This is a genomic window from Cupriavidus sp. CP313 (assembly GCF_054072015.1).
This window is the reverse complement of record NZ_JBSVZB010000015.1, coordinates 155,897-180,091: the sequence shown is the minus strand read 5'-3', so window position 1 is coordinate 180,091 and position 24,195 is coordinate 155,897. Positions and strand designations below refer to the sequence as shown.

The window sequence follows — 24,195 nt, the reverse complement described above, 5'->3', positions numbered from 1 at the left end:
CATGAAGATACTTATGTACTGCCTCAACTACGCGCCCGAACTGACAGGCATCGGCAAGTACACATCAGAACAGGCGGAGTGGTTGGTGGCTCAGGGGCATGAGGTGCGGGTCATTACGGCGCCGCCGTACTACCCGGCATGGAAGATTGCCGAAGGCTACAAGGCAAGTACCTACAAGCGGGAGACGCGCAACGGAGTCACCGTGCTGCGCGCCCCGTTGTGGGTGCCGAGTAAGCCGTCGGGGCTCAAGCGCCTTGTCCACCTAGCTACGTTTGCCGTCAGTAGCCTGCCGGTGCTGTTTGCGCAGGCACGCTGGAAACCCGATGTCGTCTTCGTTGTTGAGCCCCCTCTATTTTGCTCACCCGCAACGCTCCTCTTCGCCAGGTTGTTCGGGAGTAAGACATGGCTGCATATTCAGGACTTTGAAGTCGACGCTGCGTTCGCGCTCGGCATACTGAAGAGCGAACGAGCCAAACGCATCGTCGAAGGCATCGAGGGCTGGCTGTTGCGCCGGTTTGACAGAGTTTCCACGATTTCCCAAGCCATGATGCGACTCGCGGAAGCGAAAGGTATCGACAGCAGCCGGCTTGTTCATTTCCCTAACTGGGTGGACGTGGAGACTATCCATCCTGAAGTCAATGGTCATGCGATTCGGGACGAACTGAACATTCCTGCTGACGCCGTGGTCGCGCTCTATTCTGGAAATATGGGCCGCAAGCAGGGCTTAGAGATCCTTGGCAAGGCGGCCAGCCTGCTTCAGGCCTCGCAGAACATCCATTTCGTCTTTTGCGGAAGTGGCCCCGGCAAAGCAGAGTTGGAAGAGACTTGCGCGCGGCTGAATCGAGTGCATTTTCTACCCTTGCAGCCCATCGAGCGACTGCCATCACTCTTGGCTAGCGCAGATATCCATCTCCTCCCTCAACGTGCAGACGCAGCAGATCTGGTCATGCCATCGAAGCTGACGGGAATGCTTGCGAGCGGGCGCCCAATTGTGGCAACAGCAGCCGATGGCACCGAGGTGGCTGACGTAGTTAGCGGTCGTGGCGTCTCCGTCAGGCCGGGGGATGCCTCGGCAGTGGCGGACGCCATATTTGCCTTGGCCGGCAACGAAGCACGCCGAACAACGTTTGGCGCGGCCGCGCGCCAGTATGCGGAGACATCCTTGGCCCTGGACAGTCTTTTGAAGCGTTTTACGACTCAGGTCGCAGTCGTCCTTAGCGAAAGCCCTGCCGGTGAACATCCCCGCAGCGCATAGATTAATTAAAAGGACAATATGCACGCACAGACTCCCAGAAGTCGGACGATAATCATCGAGGGGAACGACCCTACGGTCGAGGCCTCTTTCACCCTGCAGAACAGAATCGCCCGGCAATTGTGGAATTGGGTATGGCTGTTTCTGTTCCGCCCGAGCCCTCGCCCCTTACACGCTTGGCGTGCGTTCCTGCTTCGCTTGTTCGGCGCGCGGCTGGGATCTCATGTACACGTCTATCCTGCCGTCAAAATCTGGGCACCATGGAATCTGGAGATTGGCAGCAACGTCGGCATTGCGGACGGGGTGACGCTTTACAACATGAATCAGCTGAAGATCGGCGACTACAGCGTGATATCGCAAGGCGCCCACCTCTGCGGTGGCTCGCACGACTACAACTCCCCCAACTTTCAACTCACCGCGGAAACAATCACGGTTGGCCGCCGGGTCTGGATCTGTGCGGACGCGTTCATCTCACAGGGCGTCATCCTGCCCGAAGGCGCGGTGATTGCGGCACGGTCAGTTGTCAGCAAGAGCCTGGAACTTTCTTGGACGGTCTATGCCGGCATACCGGCGAAACCCATCGGCAAGAGAACTCAGCATGAAAAATGAAAGCCCTGGTATTTCGGTCCTCATCCTGACCAAAAACGAGGAGCAGGATCTTCCCGGCTGTCTGGAGAGCGTCGCTTGGTCGGACGATATTCACGTGTACGACTCAGTCAGCACCGACGCGACAGTGGCGATTGCGGAGGCATTTGGTGCCAAAGTGACACAGCGCTCGTTCGACAATTGGGCGAGTCACCAAAACTGGGGATTGCAAAACATCAATTTCAAACACCCTTGGGTGTTCTACATCGATGCCGATGAGCGCATGACGCCAGAACTAGTTCGAAACATCATCGGCGCCGCTCGTTCAGACGGCGACAAGGTCGCATTCAGCGTAAGGCGGCGCGATTTCTTTCTGGGAACCTGGCTAAAGCATGTGCAGACTTCCCCCTACTATATGCGCCTGTTCCGCCCCGAAAAGATGCGTTATGAACGCCTTGTCAATCCTGTTTCGATCCCGGATGGTCCGACCGCGACCATCGACGGATATCTCGATCACTTTCCCTTCAGCAAAGGCCTAGAGCACTGGGTTAGCCGTCATAACAGCTACAGCAATCTGGAAGCGAAGCAAATCATCGAAAACCGTCGTGGTCAAGTCAATTTCAGCATCGTAAAGGCACTCACGAGCTTCGATTTTCATGAGCGGCGGTTCCATCAGAAAGAGATCTTCTACCGTCTCCCAATGCGCCCGCTTATAAAATTCCTTGTCCTGTATATTGGTAAGCGAGGTTTTCTGGATGGTAAAGCGGGATTCACGTATGCCGCGTTGCAATCCATTTATGAATATTTGATCGTGCTAAAGACCAGTCAGCTTGAGAAGCAACTCGCCTCGAAACTATCCCTCTCGCCCCCTTCGATCGAAGAGAAAGTCACTGTCTCGAATTGAATTGGCTAACAATGCGGCGACTATTATTGGCCGCAGCCCCCGCGCGCCATGGGCAAATTCCGACTGAAACAGATACCTCTTGAGGGGATGTTTTTTCGCTAGCGGTGGCGCGCGAGGTGATACGATCTGGTGCTCCGCGCACCGCCCAGATTGCGTCTTATGCAGCATAAACGTCAGACTGCTTGATAAAATCCGTATGTCATCTCCCGTGTTTAACTCAAACGGCATTGCTAGCAGGAAAATTGAGCTCGATTTCCTCAGGGGCATCGCAATACTTCTGGTTCTCGGTACACATTACACATTCCCAGTTACTGGCCTTCGATTTCTGGACTGGATCGGCAGCACTGCAGGATCGGTTGGCGGGGTAGGGGTCGATCTTTTTTTTACGCTGAGTGGATTCTTGGTCGGTGGCCTTTTATTAAAGGAATACAAGGAGACGAGGACAATTGATGCCCGTAAATTTCTGGCAAGGAGAGCATTAAAGATCTGGCCGGCGCTTTATGTGTTGGTTATTTTTCATGCCGTTCTTGGACGCCATCCTCTGGATTCATTCCTCTGGCAAAATATATTTCACGTCCAAAACTATTTCGGAACCTCAATTAAGCAGACCTGGTCTCTTGCTGTTGAGGAGCATTTCTACATATTTCTGGTTGGGCTATTTTGCCTCCTTCTCGGGCGAGGCCACAAAGTCATTCTCTACGCGCTAGTAACGCTGTGCGCTTTCTCGACAGTAGCAAGATTATGGATTGTTTCATCAGGTGATTTGGATGCGGCATTTCGACAGACGCAATACCGCATAGATAGTCTGCTATATGGTGTTATCCTCGCACTTATCTACCATTTCTACCCAGAACGATACGCGCAGTTGGCGAAGCAGAAACTGGCGCTCGTGCTACTTACGCTTGCCCTAATGGTGTGGATCTATTGGTCCGCTCCGAACGTCGCATTAGTTCGATCGGTTGGTTATACAATCCAAGGTGTCGGTTTTTCACTTTTATTAGTTTTGGTATATTCGCACTCTGGCCGCGTCAGAAGTCAGGCCTGGTACAGGGCTATCGCCTGGATCGGTGTCTACTCCTATGGGATCTATCTCTGGCATACGCTTGCCTTGGAGCCCGGGCGGAGACTAATCCATGTCCTTGCGAGCTTCGGGACTCCACCTTTGCTTGTTTGGGGGCTTGCGGTCGTTGCACAGTTTGCGGTCGGGATCATTGCGGGCCAGGTTATGACCAAGCTTGTCGAATGGCCATTTCTTCAACTTCGTGAAAGGCTAATTCCGTCAGTGACGGCAGTATCGAAATGATTCGTCTGAGAAAATACGTTGAACCGAGTCACCTTCGAGTGGCTTTCGAGCTCGACTCGAGTCGCCCTCGCCGCCCCCGCCACTAGCATTTTCCAAGTCAGATTTCCGCGTTGACTGGTTTCCGATGGGTGGCTTTTCAATCTATGCGTCGATACGCGGGCCAATCGCGATTTCAGCGACCATGGGTTGAACGCGAGAATCCAAATCGACTTCGTGCGATGCGCCGCAGTCATTTGCGTTGCCATCTGATTCGCATTGGGTCCGCGATTGGCAGTCCATGACCCGCCAAAACAAGAAAGGCGCTCGGGTGCAGCTGTCAAAGCAAGGACCAGACAAACTGTGTCTGAGCGATTATTTAGGTGCTCGTGTAGGCCTCAACATCATCAAAACTTTGGAGGAGTCACCGAGCCCCCCATTCGAGCCCCTAAGCAGAGGCGGATCAATTACCGATTTCGCATCAACGGCGATGCCTGGCCAGGTATCCGTCCCCCCTCATTCCCACATGGGGGACGGCGCATGGGCTGAGTCCGTTCTTCGACGTCCACAACTCTCATTCTTCGAAGAAGTTACCACTTACCGCTGCCCGAAGCGTCCCTCTCGCCAACCTGCAGCTGAATCATATTGCGTAACGATGACGGCATGTAGCGTGCATACACAGACGCATGATGTCCGACCAATTTGATATCAAGCTTATTATTATTTCCCTGCCTGACCTCCGCAATCACATTCGCCCTCTCAACTGGCGCCGCAATTGCATTGATCCTGACATCCTCGAACGTAGAGTCGCTACCTCGCCAATCGATAATCGCATAAGGAGCAGACTGCCCCTCTCCCAAGCGCACGTCAGTCTCAATGTAAATGTGAGAAAATTTAAATCGCCTCTGCAAATCCACACTCCCCGTATTTGCAATAGGCCTATACTTCCCATCAGCGATCAAGCTCACGTTAACAAAGCGAATATCATAATTCCCAACTATCCCATTATCAAGTATATTTATTGCGGGTGCCGTTGGTCGCATGTCAACATTGCCACTACGCCAAATGATGTCCTCAAAAAGGACATCATTGCAACCACTTAAAGATTGAAGAATCCCTTCGGGATGAAAAGTTCTTATATATGTAAAACTTGATCGTGCCGTTTGCTTCACGGCAAGTGTGGCAAGGTTTCGGCCCGCCATTTCTGGGAAACCCAATACCGTTGGCCCGTCATAAATATTACTTACCTTCACCACATTCGGCAGATTCGCCGGACCGGATGTATAGAGTACATGGCCGGGAGCAATATAATAGTTCGCCCCTCGCGCATCGGAATGCACGTTCTCCACAATGAGATTATCCTGCCCTCCAACCAAAATCGGATTGACGCACTCCGACACATCGATATTCCTGATTACATTTCCGCGGGCATAGCCGCCCCCACTCGCCTTTTCCTTAAGGTTTAGAAGGTACCCAATCACGCTCGCATTACTTCGAACTCTGCTGTGCGCTCTAATCCCGTCGAACACACAGTAATCGCAACCAATCGCCATAATTACGCTACTTAACTCATAATCCCCCCCTTTAAACACCGCACCAAGCCCCACTCTCCTCAGGTAAGCTTCAAATCTATAATCAGCCTTCTTCTGAGAATCTCCGATGAATTCGAAAACCGCCCCATAAACACCACAATGACTCACGCCAACGAAGTTGAACAACGGCAAGCCATTATACGAGTATAGGATCTTCGCACCCTCCCTAAATACGATCTCCGTCCCAGCCCCAACGTTTATCATGTCATTCAACTTGTTGGCGCTGCTAAACTCAAACAGGTATTCCCCAGGCGGCACTACTACTCGAGCATGGGGCCGTTCGCAGGCCTCCTTGAACGCTGGCATATCGTTCCGCGTTCCACGACCAGTTGCGCCGAAATCCTGAGGGCTGATGATATCCCGTGCGGTTCCCGCCAATTTCGGCGCGATCGCAGAATCCGCCTTGGTATAACATCCACATAACCCAAACGCCGTTCCAATGAGCTGCGCCAATAGAACTCGCCTCAGCCTGCGCATCACCCCCCCTGCACTCGAACTAACAAATCAAGATATCGAACTTTCCCGCATGGATCCAATTCGGTATGCTATCACCATAGCCTGCTTTCCCTCGTTATTCTATTGAGTTTCCTGTGGCACCAGAATATATTTCCAATAGGCGCTCACCAGCGGTGCGAATATGGAAATTTCTTTCGAAACAATCAGTTGCGCGCGTACACATCTGAGCGTATTTTTGATCATCCAGTTCAAGCCATTGTTTCAAATTTTCAGCGGTACCGCTTACAGTGTCCGCCCCAACAAATCCCGCGCCCTCGGCTTGAATCTCCCTCCATATATTTACCTTATTGCTAATGATCACGGGCTTTCCGCAAGCGAGCGCCTCCGCTACAACGATTCCAAAGTTCTCCTGATGAGAGGGTAGGCAGAATACCTCGGAAGCATGAAAGGCACCCCACTTCTCATCGCCTTGAAGCATTCCCGGCCAAAGGACTTTCTCACTGACACCAATCTCTTGAGCTCTCTCCCTGAGCTTGCTAACCCATCCTGTCTGGTCTGGCCCGGCCATGACCAGTCTCAGCCGATCGTCCTTATGCGCGACCTCACCGAACGCCTCGAGCAGGAGATCACACCCTTTCTTTTCGTGGATTCGACTCAAAAATAGGACGATTCTCTTTCCTCGCAATTCCGGGTATCGTTTGAGGAATCCCTCTCGCTGCATTAAATGATTGGCCGGCGGATGCGATGTTCCATAAGTCGTAACCGCTTCCCTGGCCCTATAAAGCCAGAAGGATCTTCTTGCCAGAAGACGCTCCTCCTCGCAAGTAAATATCACCGCACGAGCATCTCGTAAAACACGGTATTCCGCCAAAATCCAATATAACCACTTCTTAATATGTTTAAGCGGATACTTCTTCTTAAACCAAGGGTCGAGCATGCCATGAGTAAATACAAAATACGGCGTACCGGTCCCTGAGAGTGCTCGTCTCGTAGCCAGGCTGTGGTACTGCCAGATACCATTTACGACAACAACATCAAAGCGGCTGGCATTCTGACGAAGCCATGGAACTAACCTCGACGTATAGGCGTAGCCCATCTTTATTGGTCCCAGGGCATGAACTTGTGGGAGATCCTTCGCTTGAAGCCACGGTGACCCTGGTGCATCGCAACAGGCGATCTCAAGTGAGGCACCTAGCTTAGTGATGCTTCCAGATATTTGCCTAATTCCTTCAATTGGTCCGCCATGCTTTGGATTGGTTGTCGAAATAACGTGAAGGATCTTCATTTCAAGCTCCTCACCAACGCGTCCCTGTAAAGGGCCTCATAGGCATCCAACGTCTTCTTGGTGTCGAAGTTTTTCACGTGTAACTCTCCCAGTTCTCGGTGGGCCGATTTCTCGGAGTCATGCATACTCAATATCTCACTGACCTGGCCTGCAGCCCGTCTTGCCCAGCTAACATCATCTGAGTTGGGCATTTGATCCATATAGAAGGCAGCGTCGGCACCCACTTCTGTCATCGGTGCCGCCGGCGCAGTGAGTACCAGACATCGGCAAGCCAACGCCTCCGCAACTGGCCAGCCGAAACCCTCCGCATAGCTCGGGAATATCATTAAGCTCGCCGAAGAATACGCTGCACATACTTCTTCATTAGATAATCCAGTCAGAAATAGGACATTCCCCGGCTTTTCGATAGATCTGGCAAACTCTATCAACTCTTCTGTCGGTGGTGCGCCTATCATCCAGAGTGACAACGGTTTCGCCGTCTGCCCTACATATGCCCGATATATTTCAAGAACCCCTTTCCTGTTCTTGTACCATTGATTCCCCCCCACGTGAAGCAAGTGTCCTTCATCATCAAGTGGTACTCCTGCAGATGACAAAATCTCGCTGCAGTCTTTCGCGCCCAGTGGTCTAAAAGCATAATTCAGACCGTTGTAGACGACTGTGGATCGTTCTGCTTTCCGAGAAAGAAAGCGATTTAATTCCGCTTCAGTGTTCTTTGAGACTGAAATAAAATATCGACCTTGCACGAAGCCGCGACGTATCAGTCTTTGATATATCCGTCCAGTCCATCCGGTTCGACTCTGAACGAACTCTCCCAATGCGGAACGCAACGCCATAAAGTCGTGAACATGAACCACATGTGGTCGCCGAACCCCAAGGGGTATCCAAGGACCGAGAGCCTGATCGGTATATACGAGTACTGTTTCAGGGCCAATGCGCGCTAAACGTATGCGCGCCGAAATTGGAAAAACAATAAGGCGATCAAAATAATCAACCCATTTCTGAAAACGGCCTGGAACCGGGATTTTTCGCAACCAAGAATGCGCGGTCCAAACACTTACTCGGTGCCCACGTTCGCGCATTCCATCAGCAATCATGCTCGCGAAACGAGGCATGCTTTGGGATAGCATTGCGGGAGAATGTACGAACAGAATGATATCCATGGACATATTAGCTTCCCCTTCACCGAGCGAGATCGCCGCCCCCTTGATACGTTGTCCCAAAGGGTTCTTCTTGTACCTTTCGCAATATCGCATGGCAAGCATCCTCGTGGCCAACTTCAAGCGCCCTTACTTTTTTCATTCCCGCCACCACTATGCGTTCCCTCAGACTGGAATCAGTCAAGAGCCTTTTGCAATGAAATGCACATTCGTCAACGTTCTCCCAAAAAACTGCCTCCTCTCCCTCCCGATAGAGAAAGGTATGTTCACTAGTACGTTCTGCACAGAGCAAACCGCCGGCGAACGGTATTTCCATAGTTCTGGTCGTATGCAGATCCCGGTTTCCTTTCGATAACATACCTAAGCAAACCTTGGCACCTTGAATGGCAGCCACGTAATCGCGTCCTCTGATGGCGCCACCACGATAAAATGGCCGCAATTCCTTCCAGACAGGTGATCGATGCCAGCGCGCTCCCCATATAGCGATATTTATTCCCTTGCTAGCTAAGTCGAGCAAGAATCGATCTCGCCCTTCGTGACGCATCCATGTTCCGATAAACGCGACATCTGATCGATAATCACTACCCAGTGATGCCAAATCTTCTAATGGTGCGTGCTCAATCTCGTCATAGCCCATCCAGATCTTGACGACATTTCTCGCGCCCCGCTCCAGGAATTCCTGTACGTTTGCCTCACGCACAACTGCACAAACGTCATATAGGCTGATGGAATTTAGTAAGGACGCAAATCGATTTCCATCCCGTTTTCCGGTGGGATCATCATGGTTATATAGCACAACCTTTCCGCCCTTCGAAGACATCAGACGCACACTTTCCTTCCCAAACAGCTCGCCATTGTCAACCCAGATGACGTCTGCGTGTTCGTTCTCTAAAATTATCTTAGAGATCCATTTAAGCATCACGGTTTGAAGAAGACGATACCCGGTCCGATAATGGAATACCCGTCCAAGCCTTCCAAAAATATGAAAGGAAGCCGCAACGTAGGGGTCCACCATGGTCACACCATGGCCGATACGTTGCAGTGCCCTCGCGCGCTGCAAGCTTGTACTTCCTTGTGCAAGAGATCCTAAATAGAGAATTTTTAACATGATCGATCACCCCCTCACGTACTTGACACGAGCACGCAACCGCTTACGTTTCACAACCACGTATAGACAATACAGAGACGCCACAACGAGTAACTGATTTCTAATCGCTGCCAAGTACGATGTCACGCTCGCCTCGACGTTGAGCAAGAGGAATAACACAGCAAACCATGCATATAGAATCATCCATTGAACGCGTAAAACCATCACGACTTTAAGAAAGAGTCGAAGCCCTGTAACTACTAAAAGTGGGTAGAAAATGGCACCGAATAACCCAAAGTCCGCCAGCCCTGTCGTGATAACGCTGTTCGCCTGATCGACAACAGGTAGGCCGAGGGCGGGATTAACGAGTTCTTCGTCAACCGGGAAATCCTTCTTTCCGACAATCAGGGATGGTAGAATCATCTTTATTGACGCCCATAGTGCCTCGCCATCCAGCCATCTATGTGACGACGCTCGCTCATTAATATCGGCAAGATACCCAATGACAAACGACCTTTGCGTAACATTATTCCCTAGATCAGTGACCAAGCCCCCCCCATTGTCCTGAGATAGTATTGCCATACCCCCAGTCAGGAGCTCACTTACACCGCTGCCAGCGGCACTGTCATAGGACGCGATGCGCATGGCGAAAAATAGAAATACTCCAATGCAGCCCACGGAAATAAGCAAAAAGTAAAAAATAACCATCTTATTTTTTACTCGCGCCCCTAAATTTCCAAAACGAAGGGCCAGTACACAGAGAATTACCATATAGACGATCATTCGTCTGCCTTGAGAGACCATTAACACAGCCATGACGATGGAGACGATATAGAGAACTATGCTACCCCGCTTGTTAAGTACACTTCTCGCAGCTATCAAATAGAAGCCGAGCGTCCCAGCCGGGGCTAGAAGTTGACTGGCTACCGCACCAAAAACGGATATCTCATTCGATTCATCACTCAGACGCAAATTAGCTTGAAATCCAATCGAGCCAGTAGCAAAGGCAAGGGAAACGAAGAAAAACGCAGCCAAAACAAAATATTCGGCATGGCTACGGTGCCGCAGCCCCCATGCCGACGGATTATCCAGTCGGAATGGAAAAAAAATTCCATACAACATCAAAACGGATGATGAGCACAAAACGACAGCGAGTGCCAGAGATAGAGAATCCTGGTCGTACCCGAAATATGATGCCGCTCCACCGATAAATCCATCTATAACGAGATTGCCCTCAGCAAGGAAAGTACTCATGCCGTAAGCCGACAGAATCGAAACCGCAAAAAAATCACTCAACTCCAATTTAGCCGGCTTCCGTAGATAGGTGATCCACTTTGCTGCTACAGCCGCGGCAACGCCGCCGGAGATGACAAAAAACAGAAGTTCACTTTCCGAGAATAAGGCTACCGTGCATGCGGCCGTAATCAGAGAAATAGGCCACATCAGATCAGCGAAAGTTGAATAACTCTTCTTTAATAATTTCATTCTGAGCGGCAGACTCAACGTCTGCGGAGAGGGCCATCCCCAGGTTATCGCGTCACACGCACCAGTTGGCGCGACGCTTCGAGCGAGCTAGAATTAGTTAGCAACTTCCAAAAGTCTTCTCCTTACCTCCCACAAACAAACGCACAACGAGGCGACTTCTCCCATTGCCATTGCCACAGCAAAGCCAACGGTTCCGTTGCTTTTTCCAAGCACCGTTGCAATAAATAGAGATCCAATGGTTATCAAAAGAACGCTTACCCCTAATTTCGAGTGGGAATTAATCGCCATCAAGGAAACGCGAGGAATGTGAGCCATACCCGCGATCGCAGCGTATGCCAAAAACGCTCCCATTAACGAATGAAAATAGAGCAAACGCCCTTTAGTCCATGCGTCAATAAGATATGGTGCGGATATGTACAGCATAATGCTGAGCGCGACCGAGCCTACGGCACTCAGGAGAGATGAGCGCACAAGGAGCTTCCGTAGTTTTATCCTTTCCCCACGTCCATATAGGCGGGTGAACTCAGGCCACAAAGCCCAACTCAAAACCGCTGTGGCCTGAACTGTTACTCTAGCTATCGTCCGATAGGAATTGAAAATTGCTACTGCCGCAGGGCCGAAAGTGTGAGCGGTCAGCAGTGTAAAGCCCTGCAAACTGAGCACATTCGATATCGGAAACATCATAAATCCGAAGGACGGTCGTATCATCTCTCTTATTTCCGCCCAATTAGCTTGAGTCATGCCCCATGACAGGTGACGTTGGCCCCTAGTACTAATGAATCCCATAACCACTACAGAAACCAGTTTTACGGCTATCATACCTATGGCCACCGCGGTATATGAACCTAGTAAGATCAGGCCAATTATTCCGCCGCTCCACTCCGCCAACCTAGCCGTAACCTCCAGAGCCATTCCCTTAGGATAACGCCCAGTGGCCTTGAAAACCGCGCCGGATAAGCCAGATGTAAATGAGACAAGGACGCCGGCGACCAAGATGATTAGAGCGCAAATCTGATCACTTCCAGAAATACCTGCCGTTGGGATAAAATAGACAACCGGCACAACTATTGCAAATAGCATTAAGCAAATTAGAAAGACGAATAGCTGAGCACTTTGAAACACCCGATTCGCGCTATGCTGCTCTCCGCTACTCATCATCATGTTCATCTTATTTCCTGCAACCGTAACCATGCCAACGTCCGCCATCGAAAAGTATGCCGGTATCGCTGAGATCATCAGCCAGATACCGTACTGCTCGAGTGACCAATGGCTCAAATAGAGAGGAAGCGAGCAAAGTTGTATCGCAACGTTAGCTACCTGGCCATATATATTGGCTCCCAATCCATTTATGATCCGTCCAACTAAGGGCGACGCTCGAGTCCGCCTTAGAATATCGGCTACAATCAGCATCGACTTCCCTCTTTCACGACGATTACTTCTATAAGAATGAAATACCGCGGTCCCTTTACGAACAGAAGAGAATCCGCGACGGTTCGAGAGCGAATGACTAGCCTATTCTTCGGCTTGCCTCACGAGAAATAAAATCATTGTAGGTGGCTTTGATCCCATCGATCAGACTCACCGACGCTGACCAGCCCATTCTTTCGAGCAGGGAAACATCCAGCAATTTTTGCGGCGCACCGTCGGGCTTAGACGAGTCATACGTCAGCTCACCCTTATAATCCACAACCTCCTTTAGGAGCTCAGCAAGTTCACCGATCGATATGTCACTGCCCGTCCCGACATTTATATGGCTTCCCATCTCGCCGGTATTCTGCTGGTAAACTGTCTTATCCAAATTCATTACGTGTATGCACGCATCCGCCATATCATCGACGTAAAGGAATTCACGGCGAGGCTTACCACTTCCCCAGATTGGTATGGACTGTGCATTATTATTTTTTGCCATATGCAGACGTCGAAGCAGAGCCGGTAGAACGTGACTGTAGTCTGGGTGGTAGTTATCGCCTGGCCCATAGAGATTGGTTGGCATCACGCTACGAAAATCTGTTCCATGTTGACGGTTATAACTTTCCGAGAGCTTTATGCCGGCAATCTTAGCTATTGCATAAGGCTCGTTCGTGGGTTCCAACCTGCCAGTTAAAAGTGAATCCTCTGCCATTGGTTGAGGCGCGTGCTTCGGATAGATACAACTACTTCCAAGAAAAAGTAGTTTCTTGACGCCAGCTCGCCAAGCCTCATGAATTATATTTGCCTGAATCATGAGGTTCTGGTATATAAAGTCAGCGGGATACTCGTTATTCGCATAAATTCCCCCGACTTTCGCGGCTGCGAGATATACCTCGTCGATCTTCTCCGTCGCAAAGAACTCCCTTACGGCACTCTGATCGGTAAGGTTCAGCTCATTGCGACTGCGCGTAATTAGATGCTCGAATCCTTTTTTTCGTAAAGCTCTTTGAATAGCGCTACCAACCATTCCTCGATGACCCGCAATATAGATCCTTGAGCTATTCGCCATGATTGAGTTACTCCAAACTGACCGCGACTTCGTAGCCGTGGTCCTTCAGCAGTGCATGGCGACGAGCCTGATCCAGATCTTGGGCGACCATCTCCTGGATCATCTCCTCAAGAGTGATTTCGGGCTCCCAGCCAAGCTTAAGCTTTGCCTTTGCTGGATCACCAAGAAGTGTGTCGACTTCTGCAGGTCTGAAATATCGCGGATCCACCTTGACGATAACATCGCCCACAGCCACAGCCGGGGCCATATCGCCATGGATTGACTCGACCATGGCGACTTCATCGACACCGGTACCTTCAAAGCGGAGCGCCATGCCCAGTTGATTGGCACTAGATTGGATGAACTCGCGGACACTGGCTTGCTTACCAGTCGCAATGACATAATCCTCCGCCTGCTCTTGCTGCAGCATTAACCATTGCATACGAACATAGTCGCGGGCGTGACCCCAGTCGCGCAGGGAATCCATATTACCCATGTAAAGGCAGTTTTCGAGGCCTTGTGCGATATTGGCAAGTCCTCGCGTAACCTTGCGTGTGACGAAGGTTTCGCCGCGACGGGGACTTTCGTGGTTGAAAAGTATCCCGTTGCAGGCATACATACCGTAGGATTCGCGATAGTTCACGGTAATCCAGTAAGCGTAGAGCTTGGCGGCAGCGTATGGACTGCGTGGATAAAACGGCGTGGTTTCCGTCTGGGGTATTTCTTGCACTAAGCCGTACAACTCAGAAGTGGACGCCTGGTAAAAGCGGGTCTTCTTTTCAAGACCAAGGATGCGAATGGCCTCCAGCAAGCGCAGCGTGCCAATTGCATCCACGTCTGCCGTGTATTCCGGAGATTCGAAGCTGACGGCCACGTGGCTTTGCGCGCCGAGGTTATAGATTTCATCCGGCTGCGTTTGCTGCACGATGCGGATCAGGTTGGTGCTATCGCTCAGGTCGCCGTAGTGCAGCACAAAGTTCCGGTGGCTAACATGGGGGTCCTGGTAGATGTGATCCACGCGCGAGGTATTGAACGAGCTGGCCCGGCGCTTGATGCCGTGGACGATATAGCCCTTCTCAAGCAGGAATTCAGCAAGGTAAGACCCGTCCTGGCCGGTAATGCCGGTGATAAGAGCGGTCTTTTGAGTCGTGTTGGTCATTGTCGGTACTCAGTTCCGAGATTCGGTCAATTAGGCCAGCTCAGCCTTGGATCCGGCAGCGGGCGCGCGGCCATAGGCATCGTCAAAGCGGACGATGTCGTCCTCGCCCAGATAGCTGCCGCTCTGCACTTCGATCAGCTCGAGGGGTACGCTGCCGGGGTTCTCGAGACGGTGGATGGTGCCCAGCGGGATATAGCTGGACTGGTTCTCGCTGAGCAGGAAGGTCTCATTGCCACAAGTCACGCGGGCGGTGCCCTTCACCACAATCCAGTGTTCCGCACGGTGATAGTGCATTTGCATGGAGAGCTTGGCACCCGGCTTGACCGTGATGCGCTTAACCTGGTAGCGCTGGCCTTCATCAACCGAGTCATAGCTGCCCCACGGGCGGTAGACCTTACGATGGTCCGCTGCTTCACTGCGGCCTTGCTTGCGGACCATGTCTACTAGCGCCTTGACATCCTGGCACTGGTCCTTGTGCACCACGAGTACCGCGTCGGGTGTTTCCACCACCATCACGTCCTCCACGCCAGCAATGGCAACGAGGCGATGCGACGCATGGACCAGGCAGTCCTTCGCGTTGTGCGTGAGAACATCGCCCGTCGTGACATTCCCGTCAGCCTGCTTGGTGCCGAGTTCCCATACAGCGTCCCATGCGCCAACGTCGCTCCACTCGGTGAAAAAGGGCACCATCTGCGCACGCGTGGTATGCTCCATGACGGCGTAGTCGATGGAATTGCTCGGGCAGCGCGCGAATGCGGCTTCATCGAGACGGAAGAAATCGAGGTCTTTCTGGCCGAGGCTGACGGACTCCTCGACCGCGCGCAGAATCTCAGGCGAGTACGCCTCCAGCTCGGCAATGAACGACGAGGCACGGAACAGGAAAATACCGCTGTTCCAGAAGTAGCCACCCTCCGCCAGGAACTGGTTCGCGCGCTGCAGCGATGGCTTTTCTTCGAAGCAGGCCACCTCGAAGCTCGATTCCGTGCAGCGCGCGCCGGCTTTGATATAGCCGTACCCGGTAGCGGGCGCGGTGGGCGCGATACCAAAGGTGACAAGTGCTCCGGCTTGTGCGGCTGCAACGCCTTGCGTCACGATGCTTGCGAACGCGGACGCGTCCCGGATCAGGTGATCCGACGGCAGCACCAGCATCAGCGGATCCTGCCCCGCGGCCAGCGCATGCAAAGCAGCCGCAGCCAAGGCAGGGGCAGTATTCCTGGCATGCGGTTCCAGCATGAATTCGGCGTCGCTGATGCCGATCTCGCGGGCTTGTTCCGCCACCATGAACCGATGCGCATGACTGGTGACGAGCAATGGTGCGCCAATGCCCGGGATCTCCTGCACACGCAGCAACGTATCCTGCAGCAGCGAGCGGTCACCCAAGAGCTTGAGGAACTGCTTCGGATAGCCCTCGCGTGACAGCGGCCACAGGCGTGTTCCGGAGCCACCACAAAGAACGACGGGAATAATCACGGCTGGCTCTTGCATCGGCTTCTCCTTTGCCAAATCAAATGTCAGTCAGCCTCTCAGCGTAAGCAAGACGTGAGAGGACGCGCCGCCAGGTGGCGACGGCTTTTCCCTGTAATGGAGAATTCCCTCCGGACAGCTCGATTGCCGCTTCAGCAGCCGATCCTGCTGTCCGGATGGTCGGTGGGAAGGCGGTAGCCAGATGCGCTCAACGACTGTGCTTACCACCCATCACTCAAACTCGCCCGCTTCCTTGAGCTGGCTGATATATGGCCGGTCTCAATGCCGGCTCAACCGTCGATACATGCGTCCGACGTGGACCCGATCCCTACCTGTGCTGTTCAACCGGTCACGGCCCTTCATTTGCTCTCGACCGTCAACGGCTTTGTCGTGGTATCCGCTGCATAGCCGTAGTACGCATACCGATACCGTCCATACTTCGATCCATATCCATATCGATACGCATTCGGATCCAGACCGTTGAACACGACGCCATTCACATCGGCATTTGTCTGGCGCAGTTGCTTGGCGGATTCAGTCACTTCGCCGATAGTGGTCTTCTCGAACCGCGTCACCAGGAGCACCGTGCCGCACCGGGCGGCGAGGATCGCGGTATCGGACACGGCAAGAACGGGCGGCGTATCGATCAGGACAAGGTCGTACTGGTGATCCAACTCATCAAGAAGCTTCACCATGCGCGAGTTGAGCAGCAACTCAGCCGGATTCGGAGGCAAGCCGCCGGTACTGAGAAAGTCCAGGTTCTCCAGTACTTCGCGATGTACCGCCTGGTCAAAACTCACTTTGCCGATCAGCACGTCCGCCAGCCCGTTATTTCGGGACTTGCCAAAATACTGGTTCAGGTGGCCCTTACGCATGTCGGCATCAATCAGCAGCACGCGCTTGCCGCCCGAGGCCATCACCGCGGCGAGGTTGGCCGAGATAAATGACTTGCCGACGCCCGGCGTGGGACCCGTGAGCAGCGCCCGCTTGTTGTCTGCGTCGAGCATGGCAAACTGCAGAGCCGTGCGCAGGCTGCGCAGACTTTCAATCGCTGGCTCATTAGGATTACGTTCCGCGAGCACGAAATTGCCACGCTTGCGCTGATGGATTTCTTCGGTAAGGAAAGCCTGGGCGGTCGACAAAGGTACGGTTGCATAGACGCTCAGACCGGTGTGCTGTTCAATATCCTGGGAATCCGTGATGCCGCCATACAACGCATTGCGCACGAAAGCCACCACCACACCAATCAGCACACCAAGAATAGCCGCAAGCGCGATGACCAGGCCCTTCTTGGGCTTAATGGGCTCCTCGGGAATCGGAGCACTGTCGAGCAGACGGACGTTGCCAACCTTACCCGCCTTGACGAGCCTGAGCTGCTGCATATTATTCAGTAGGCCTACGTACAGATCATTGTTGACCTGCACGTCGCGCATCAGGCGCAGGGTGTCCTGTTCTACATTGGGAAAGGCCTTCATGCGGGAAGCCATACCTGACACCTTCGCACTCAGCGTTGCAATCTGCTGATCGAGCGCCTGCACGCCTGGGTGACCCACCGCAAAGCGGGTCAGCAATTCTGTGCGTTTTTGCTTCAGCTCGAGGAGGCTGGTCTCGGCGGTCACGCTCTCCTGCAGGAATGCCTTTCCTTCTTCGCTGAGGTTGAACGTATTGCGCTTATTGCGCATGTCGTTGTACTTCACCTCGGCCCGTTCCAGTTCGCTCTTGAGCTGGGGCAACAAGTCACCCAGGAAGGTCAGCGATTTCTCAGCCTCAGCGGCTTTGCGCTTGATGTTCTGTGCGACGTACTCCTCACCAATCTCATTCAGAATACTTGCCGTAAGCTTCGGGTCGGTGCCGTCGAGCGAAGCACTGATGATGCCGCTCTGCTTCCCTTTTTCGGCGATCTTGAGTCGGTCCTGGAGCCTTTCTAGGGTCTGTAGGTGCGAGTTCCGTACGAGCTTGAAGACAATGCCCGGCTTTGCCTTCATTTCGCTTACTAGCAGGGTGAAGCTACCCACGCTCTGTTCTGCCGTCAGCGGCTGCCCCACCCGTCCCTCGATCGGCGCATCCAGACTGGAATTCTCCAGACGGTAGCGCCCCTCGCCCAAGGCAATCAGGTTGAATCTCTCGCCCTCCAAGGATTCGGGTACGCCAAATTTTTCGACGTCAATCGACTCCTTGGCCCATGCGAAACCACCGAACCCGAGCAGTCCTGGCTCGGACAAGCCCTTGGCGCGGCTGGCGATCCACGCGCCAACAAAAGGGAAATAGTTCGGCCCTGCGGAAATGTATAGTCGCAGGTTGTCTACCGCCTTTCCTACGACCATGCGAGAACGAAGAATTTCGATCTCGGCTGTGGCTTCCGCCTTGACGTCAAAGATGCTGGACACGTCCCCCAACAGGCTTTTTGCACTATTGGGACTGTCCTCCACCTGCACCAAAATATCTGCCTGATAAACCGGCCGCGCCAGGAATGCATAGGCAACCCCCAGCGCCAGCACCACGCCTGCAATGGATGCAATCAGCCAACGGCTGGCAATCAGCACATCAAGGTACCGGACGAGGTCAATCTCGTCGTCCGGAGGCGCAGCGACAACAACTGGAGGGGGAGTCTGGTTCATCTGCATTGCTGAATCGGTTATCGAAGCGCCTGGATGCGCGGCACCCAGGCTTCCACGCCGCGTTGGATCAACTGCAGCACGTTTTCGAAGGCGGGACGAGCCTCGCGATAGGGATCTGGCACGTCGAACCCGGCAAGCTCACCGATGCGGAAGACACGACCGGTGGTGGCCGGGTGCAAGTGCTGGATGTCTTGCCGCTGCGCGTTGTCCATCACGAGAATGAGGTCCGCACGCGTCGTCATGGCTCGACTCAGTTGCTGGGCCCGATGGCCGGTGATATCCACGCCAATCTCGTGCATGACTGCGATGGCGTGCGCGTCGGCCGGCTTGCCAGTGAGCGCACCAAGGCCCGCGGAGATGACGTTGGCATCCGGCAATGCCTGCTTGAGAAGCCCCTGCGCCATAGGACTCCTGCAAATATTGCCGATGCAGACCACGAGTACAGTCTTGATCATTTGACCGCGTTCGCCGTGGACGTGAAGAAGTTGCCGCTCGGCAGCAGTTGGTTGATCACGCGGCTCCAGCGGACCACACCTGCGGCGTCGACGTAGACGACGTCCCTCGGCTTCAGCTCGAACGATTCGGCCAGGGCAAAGGAGACAGGAGACTTGCCGTCGAGGTGGAACACCTCGGCTTCGCCATCGTTGCTCTTGCGGATAACGTAAAGTTCCTTGGCGTTGGCCGAGAGGGGGTTGACGCCGCCGGCTTCACCAATGGCCTCGCTGAGCGTCAGGCGGCCGTTGCGCGGCAGAACGGCAACAGGACGCACGACTTCGCCGGTCACGAATACCTTGCTGTCCTCGCGTTGTTCCACGCGAACGATGTCGCCGTTGCGCAGCAGAATCTGGGCGGGGTCGATGCCTTGCTGCAGAAGCGCAGGCAGGTTGACGACGTAGGTCTTGCCCTCGCGCGAAACGCGAATGCGGCTGTTGTCGCCCGTCAGGACGTTGATACCCCCGGCGCGGTTGAGCGCTTCGACCAGGGTCATGGGTACGTCGTCGACGTTCTGGGGGCCGGGCGTCTTGACTTCGCCGTCCATGTAGACGCGCTTGCTGCGGAAGGCGAGCACGCGTACGGTGACCTGCGGCATGTTGACGACAGGCTTGAGCTGGGTGCTCAACTGTCCGCGAATCTCGTCCGGCGTGCGACCGAGAACCTTGACCACACCGGCATAAGGAAACTGGATGGTGCCCGCGGGACTTACGACGTAGCCCGGCACGTTGGCCGCGCCGCTGTAGTTCGGGATCTCGTACGCAGTGCCAATCGAGTACGTTTGCGTGGGAAACACCAGTTCCGGGTGGTCCCACACAACGATCGAGAGAATGTCGCCCACGCCCACGGTATAGGGCCTCGGGTCTGCGAACAGCTCCTCCACCCCAGCGTTCGCTGGCTGTGTGGAGGCCTTCAGCGTGCGCACCAGCGCCGGCGTGATGAGCGTGATTTTGGGCACCGATTCCGGGTCCTCCGGATCGAGCGGTCGCTGCGGGTCGAAGCGCATCCCTGGTGCGAGTGCACAGGAAGCCAGCAACGGAACGATCCCCAGGTACATTACCGCCCTGCCAAACGTCAGCCTGCTTGAAAGCTTTAGCACGTCTCGATTATTCCCTTGTTACAAGAAGGCCCGCATTGTCCGCCGTCTCCTGAGCGGGCTGTGTTGCGGGGATTCCGCTTGTCCGACATGGCACACGCTGGTGCCTTTCCGCTTGTTTGCGCTGCCTGCGGATTTGAACCTGGCGGTGTTGGCTTCGTGTTGCCCGGCGCGGTGGCGCGCTCTTTTTGCACTGCGTCATTACGCGAATGACCGGCGAAGTGTATGGCTCCAGCGGCTACATCTTCAAGGCACAAATGGCGTTTTTAGCGAGTTATCTATCCCCACGTAAGAGTGGACCCGCAAAAAGGAGGGATGTGCGCGAAGCGATTTCGAGCAAGAATGCGTGCCTCGTCGAGCGTGGGAAATTCCGTCATGCCGCTGCGCATTTCGTCCCGGGCCAGCCAGCTTGCTGCTGTTCTTTCGGCAGTGTTCCTGGCCTGCAAGATCGTCTGATCCGGCGCATCTTGCCCACCGGATTTCCGGACGCCTCTATACTCGCGCCCTTCTTCCCGTAATTTGCCAAAGCGAAAAAAAAGAAGGGTGTAGGCACAGGGAGGCCTACACCCTAACGGGTCAGGCAAGGGGTCAGGCTTGCCGGGGTTGATTATTGATTGGGGGTGGGACCGGGTCTTACCCTGCTTTAGTGGGCCCCACGCTTAGGTGGGGAAAGTCATGAATTGGAGCATTGACGGTTGAAGATGGGGGAAGGAGACACTCAGACAAGCGAACTCCGAAAGACTGTCGTCGCAACGTCTCTCGTCAGTGGACTGGAAACGTTTGACTTCACCGTGTTCGGATTCTTCGCGGCGATGATCGGAGACCAGTTCTTCCCGGCGGAAGATCCTCTGACTTCGTTGCTGTTGGCAGTGGGCACGTTTGGCGTTGGCTTTCTCATCCGGCCGCTTGGCGCGATGATGATCGGTGCCTATGCCGACCGTTTCGGACGCCGCGCGGCAATGACGAGAACCATCGTCCTGATGACCATCGGGACGGCGGCCATCGCCCTCTGCCCGCCGTTTGCAATGATCGGTGCGGCTGCGCCGCTCATCGTCATCACCGGTCGGGCGCTGCAAGGTTTTGCCGTCGGCGGCGAAATCGGCGTTGCCGCGACATACGTGATGGAAGCTGGACCGGCTTCGAGCCGTGGCCGCGTGGTCAGCTGGCAGTTCGTGAGCCAGGGCGCGGCTGCGTTGCTGGGAGCATCCCTGGGCGCCCTTCTCACGAAGGTGATGTCGCCGGAGGATCTGGCTTCCTGGGGCTGGCGTGTTCCGTTCCTGATCGGACTTCTGATCGCGCCCGTCGGCATCTACGTTCGCCGCCAGCTTCGCGAGGCGCCGGTCGCCGACACAAGGGGCAGAGCTGCCGCCACGCCGCTCGTCGAGCTGTGGCGCGAGCATCGCAGCACCATGCTCCTGGCGATCCTGATCAGGATGGGGTCAACGATCCCGGTCTACGTCATCGTCTACTACATGCCAAGCTACCTGCATCGCGTGATGCACGTACCTGCCAGCACAGGATTTTTGGCAGCAACGTTGTCCGCGCTGCTACTGACTGTCATCCCGCCGCTGTCCGGCCTGCTCATCGACCGACTGCCCCGCCGCAAGCCACTGGCCCTCTTCACGGCGGGATGCAAAGTGCTTCTGGTCTTCCCGGTCTTCCTGATGATTGTGCGTGCAGACGGCACGCTGCCAGTCCTAGTTGGCGTCGGGCTTATCAGCGCAATGGTGGCACTTGGCGCTGCCGTTGGCACCCTGCTTGTGCTCGAAGCATTTCCTGCACGGGTGCGCGCCAGCGGCGCCGCGATTTCGCATGCGCTGAACGTTGCGCTGTTTGGCGGCACCGCGCAGTTCATCGTGACGGGCATGATTAAGTTGAGTGGCAATCCCATGTCGGCGGCCTGGTATATGGCAGCGACATGCCTGCTGAGTTTCGGTGCGGTCGTGCTGATCAAGGAGCAGTGTCCACAAGCCTGAACCGCCCTCTCGGGGCAGATCCAGTCAGAATTCCCCAACGCCTCAGGCAGGCCGAGCACTTCTTTACGCTGCACTCGTGCTTCCCATCGCTTGAGGGGTACCGCTGATGGTGCGATGCAGCACAATGCCAAGCGGCGACCCCGTTGCCAACTTAAGGGTGTAGGCGCATCCCTGTGGCGCCTACACCCTCTTTCTTTCGCCCTCAGCCCAAACGAGCTGTACACAGTCGTTCGCCATGGCAGGTTCCATGGGGGAACAGAAGGGCGGCAGGACCATGTGTCCTGCCGCCGCTCAAGCGCGCGTCTGCCCCCCGGCCCAGACGCGCGCCGCCATCCAACGTGCCTACTTGATGCAGGCGAGGTTGACGGCGAGGCCGCCCCAATCGGTGGCCTGGTTGTTGTCGACCTGTACCTGCAGCTTGTCGTTGTGGTTGACGATACCGGCCGGCACCTCCTCACTGCAGTTCTGCAGGCCGTTGGTGACTTTGCAGCTCAGATCATTGAGGGGCGTGATGGTCGCTGAAGCGCCGGACCCTGTCACCCTGTGCACCGAGATGTCCAGCGTTCCCTGCACCTTGCCGAGTGTGGTGGCAGTGAGCGTGACCTTGCTGCAATCGTAGGGGATCACGACACCGAAGTCCGTCGGCAACGGCACCGCCCCGCCGGCGCCGGTCATGGCATAGCTGCCGCGGCTGAGCGTGTCTGGCACGTTGAAGTTGCCGTTGTAGACGGTGCCTGTCCCTGCGGTCACGCCCGAGGTCGGCCACTTGCCGCCCGCCTTGGGACCGTACAGCGTCCCGGTCGTGGTGTCGAAATAGAAGTCGCCATCGACGCCGATGTCGTCGGTCGGCGCACCGCTGCCGTACAGGATGTGACCGCCATTGCCTGCAGTGCCGCCACCAGTGCCGCCGGTGCCGCCGCTGCCGCCCGGCTGAGTGACCAGCGTGACCCCTGCCGGCCACACGTCATTGGCCTTGGGCCCATACAGCGTCCAGGTGTTGGTGTCGAGGTAGTAGTCGCCATTGTTGCCGACACTGTTGGCTGGCGCCCCCGCGCCCGTCAGGACGACGCCGCCGCCGGTGCCCGACCCGGTGCCGCCACCCATCTGGACGCCCGGCGGCCACGTGCCGTTTGCCTTGGGCCCGAACAGGGTCGAGGTGGTGGTATTGATGTAGTAGTCGCCATTGTTGCCGACGCTGTCGGTCGGATCGACCGAGCCGGACAGGATGGTGTTCCCGGCCGTCCCGGTATTGCCGGTACCCGCTACCGAAACCCCTGCCGGCCACACGCCGTTTGCCTTGGGCCCGAACAGCATCCAGGTCACGGTATTCAGGTAGAAGTCCCCGTCTTTACCGATCTCGGGCCCGGGATCGGTAGTACCCGACAGCATGGCGCTGCTGGCCGCGGTCTGCGTTGTTGGCGACGTGGGTGACGTGGGTGACGTCGGCGTTGACGTTGACGTTCCGGTGCCTGGTGCTGTGGTGGCGGCAGTGGTAGACGTCGAGTCGCCTCCGCCTCCCCCGCAACCGGCGACCGTGATGACGAGACAGGCGAGCGGCAAGGCCGCCAGCTTCATATGGATGCGTTTCATGGATGAACCCCCTTTCCCCGGCTTTTAAGCACATAGAAGTCGATGGCTTTGGCGAGCGCCAACGCTGAGGTCAATCTAGCTGGCGGAATTGGAATGGAAAATCAGCTCTATGGACAAGGTGCGCACGTGCCGCGCCGCTGGTGCTCAGGAAGATGCCGGTAATCGCGTTTCGCTTTCGCCTCGGGGCTTCGGGACTCTCGCAAAGCCTTGAGGGACAAGGCATTGCCGACCATGGAGGGTAGTTTTTGGAGGCTCCG

The 24,195-nt window shown here is 54.9% G+C and carries 18 protein-coding genes; 5 read left to right on the top strand and 13 right to left on the bottom strand.

Features of this window, described 5'->3' with window-relative positions; translation table 11 throughout:
* Position 1 precedes the first annotated feature (1 nt).
* From ACW4E8_RS20990 to ACW4E8_RS20975, 4 genes are all read left to right on the top strand, one after another.
* A complete protein-coding gene (locus ACW4E8_RS20990; RefSeq protein ID WP_456806292.1) occupies positions 2-1,255 on the top strand; it encodes a WcaI family glycosyltransferase in 1,254 nt (417 codons plus the stop codon).
* An 18-nt stretch (positions 1,256-1,273) separates the two neighbouring features.
* Positions 1,274-1,861 (top strand): putative colanic acid biosynthesis acetyltransferase, encoded by a 588-nt coding sequence (locus tag ACW4E8_RS20985; RefSeq protein WP_456806291.1) that lies wholly within the window; start codon positions 1,274-1,276, stop codon positions 1,859-1,861.
* Positions 1,851-2,741, top strand: a complete 891-nt coding sequence (locus ACW4E8_RS20980; RefSeq protein ID WP_456806290.1) for a glycosyltransferase family 2 protein — start codon at positions 1,851-1,853, stop codon at positions 2,739-2,741. The genes ACW4E8_RS20985 and ACW4E8_RS20980 overlap by 11 nt, the downstream gene beginning before the upstream one ends.
* A gap of 196 nt (positions 2,742-2,937) precedes the next feature.
* Positions 2,938-4,044 carry an acyltransferase family protein gene (locus tag ACW4E8_RS20975; protein WP_456806289.1) on the top strand — a complete coding sequence of 369 codons (1,107 nt, stop codon included), beginning with the start codon at positions 2,938-2,940 and terminating at the stop codon, positions 4,042-4,044.
* 566 nt (positions 4,045-4,610) lie between these two features.
* Here the strand turns inward: ACW4E8_RS20975 and ACW4E8_RS20970 are convergent.
* The 12 genes from ACW4E8_RS20970 to ACW4E8_RS20915 all read right to left on the bottom strand — a co-directional run bounded on the left by ACW4E8_RS20970 (position 4,611) and on the right by ACW4E8_RS20915 (position 20,375).
* The gene (locus ACW4E8_RS20970) at positions 4,611-6,065 is read right to left on the bottom strand and encodes a hypothetical protein (RefSeq protein ID WP_456806288.1); all 1,455 of its coding nucleotides are present in this window, start codon (positions 6,063-6,065) and stop codon (positions 4,611-4,613) included.
* Between the two features lie 118 nt (positions 6,066-6,183).
* Complete coding sequence (locus ACW4E8_RS20965; RefSeq protein WP_456806287.1) at positions 6,184-7,353, bottom strand: glycosyltransferase; 1,170 nt, start codon at positions 7,351-7,353, stop codon at positions 6,184-6,186.
* Positions 7,350-8,576, bottom strand: a complete 1,227-nt coding sequence (locus ACW4E8_RS20960; RefSeq protein ID WP_456806286.1) for a glycosyltransferase — start codon at positions 8,574-8,576, stop codon at positions 7,350-7,352. Before ACW4E8_RS20960 ends, ACW4E8_RS20965 begins: the two co-directional genes overlap by 4 nt.
* Entirely contained in the window at positions 8,536-9,621 is a 1,086-nt protein-coding gene (locus ACW4E8_RS20955) for a CgeB family protein (RefSeq protein WP_456806285.1), read from the bottom strand. The genes ACW4E8_RS20960 and ACW4E8_RS20955 overlap by 41 nt, the downstream gene beginning before the upstream one ends.
* A gap of 6 nt (positions 9,622-9,627) precedes the next feature.
* A complete protein-coding gene (locus ACW4E8_RS20950; protein WP_456806284.1) occupies positions 9,628-11,085 on the bottom strand; it encodes a hypothetical protein in 1,458 nt (485 codons plus the stop codon).
* Between the two features lie 93 nt (positions 11,086-11,178).
* The gene (locus ACW4E8_RS20945; protein ID WP_456806283.1) at positions 11,179-12,252 is read right to left on the bottom strand and encodes a lipopolysaccharide biosynthesis protein; all 1,074 of its coding nucleotides are present in this window, start codon (positions 12,250-12,252) and stop codon (positions 11,179-11,181) included.
* 340 nt (positions 12,253-12,592) lie between these two features.
* Positions 12,593-13,564, bottom strand: coding sequence for a GDP-L-fucose synthase (fcl, locus tag ACW4E8_RS20940; protein WP_456806282.1), 972 nt, complete (start codon positions 13,562-13,564; stop codon positions 12,593-12,595).
* 7 nt (positions 13,565-13,571) lie between these two features.
* Positions 13,572-14,702: a GDP-mannose 4,6-dehydratase gene (gene gmd, locus ACW4E8_RS20935; protein ID WP_456806281.1), complete on the bottom strand. Its 1,131-nt coding sequence runs from the start codon at positions 14,700-14,702 to the stop codon at positions 13,572-13,574.
* Between the two features lie 30 nt (positions 14,703-14,732).
* Positions 14,733-16,187 carry a mannose-1-phosphate guanylyltransferase/mannose-6-phosphate isomerase gene (locus ACW4E8_RS20930; RefSeq protein WP_456806280.1) on the bottom strand — a complete coding sequence of 485 codons (1,455 nt, stop codon included), beginning with the start codon at positions 16,185-16,187 and terminating at the stop codon, positions 14,733-14,735.
* A gap of 338 nt (positions 16,188-16,525) precedes the next feature.
* Positions 16,526-18,790: a polysaccharide biosynthesis tyrosine autokinase gene (locus ACW4E8_RS20925; RefSeq protein ID WP_456806279.1), complete on the bottom strand. Its 2,265-nt coding sequence runs from the start codon at positions 18,788-18,790 to the stop codon at positions 16,526-16,528.
* An 11-nt stretch (positions 18,791-18,801) separates the two neighbouring features.
* On the bottom strand, positions 18,802-19,239 hold the full coding sequence (locus tag ACW4E8_RS20920) for a low molecular weight protein-tyrosine-phosphatase (RefSeq protein WP_456806278.1): 438 nt from the start codon (positions 19,237-19,239) through the stop codon (positions 18,802-18,804).
* Positions 19,236-20,375 (bottom strand): polysaccharide biosynthesis/export family protein, encoded by a 1,140-nt coding sequence (locus ACW4E8_RS20915; protein WP_456806277.1) that lies wholly within the window; start codon positions 20,373-20,375, stop codon positions 19,236-19,238. Before ACW4E8_RS20915 ends, ACW4E8_RS20920 begins: the two co-directional genes overlap by 4 nt.
* Before the next feature lie 698 nt (positions 20,376-21,073).
* Here ACW4E8_RS20915 and ACW4E8_RS20910 point away from each other — a divergent pair.
* On the top strand, positions 21,074-22,348 hold the full coding sequence (locus ACW4E8_RS20910; RefSeq protein ID WP_456806312.1) for an MFS transporter: 1,275 nt from the start codon (positions 21,074-21,076) through the stop codon (positions 22,346-22,348).
* A gap of 342 nt (positions 22,349-22,690) precedes the next feature.
* Here ACW4E8_RS20910 and ACW4E8_RS20905 read toward each other — a convergent pair whose 3' ends face one another.
* Positions 22,691-23,938 carry a hypothetical protein gene (locus tag ACW4E8_RS20905; protein WP_456806276.1) on the bottom strand — a complete coding sequence of 416 codons (1,248 nt, stop codon included), beginning with the start codon at positions 23,936-23,938 and terminating at the stop codon, positions 22,691-22,693.
* Between the last annotated feature and the right edge of the window lie 257 nt (positions 23,939-24,195).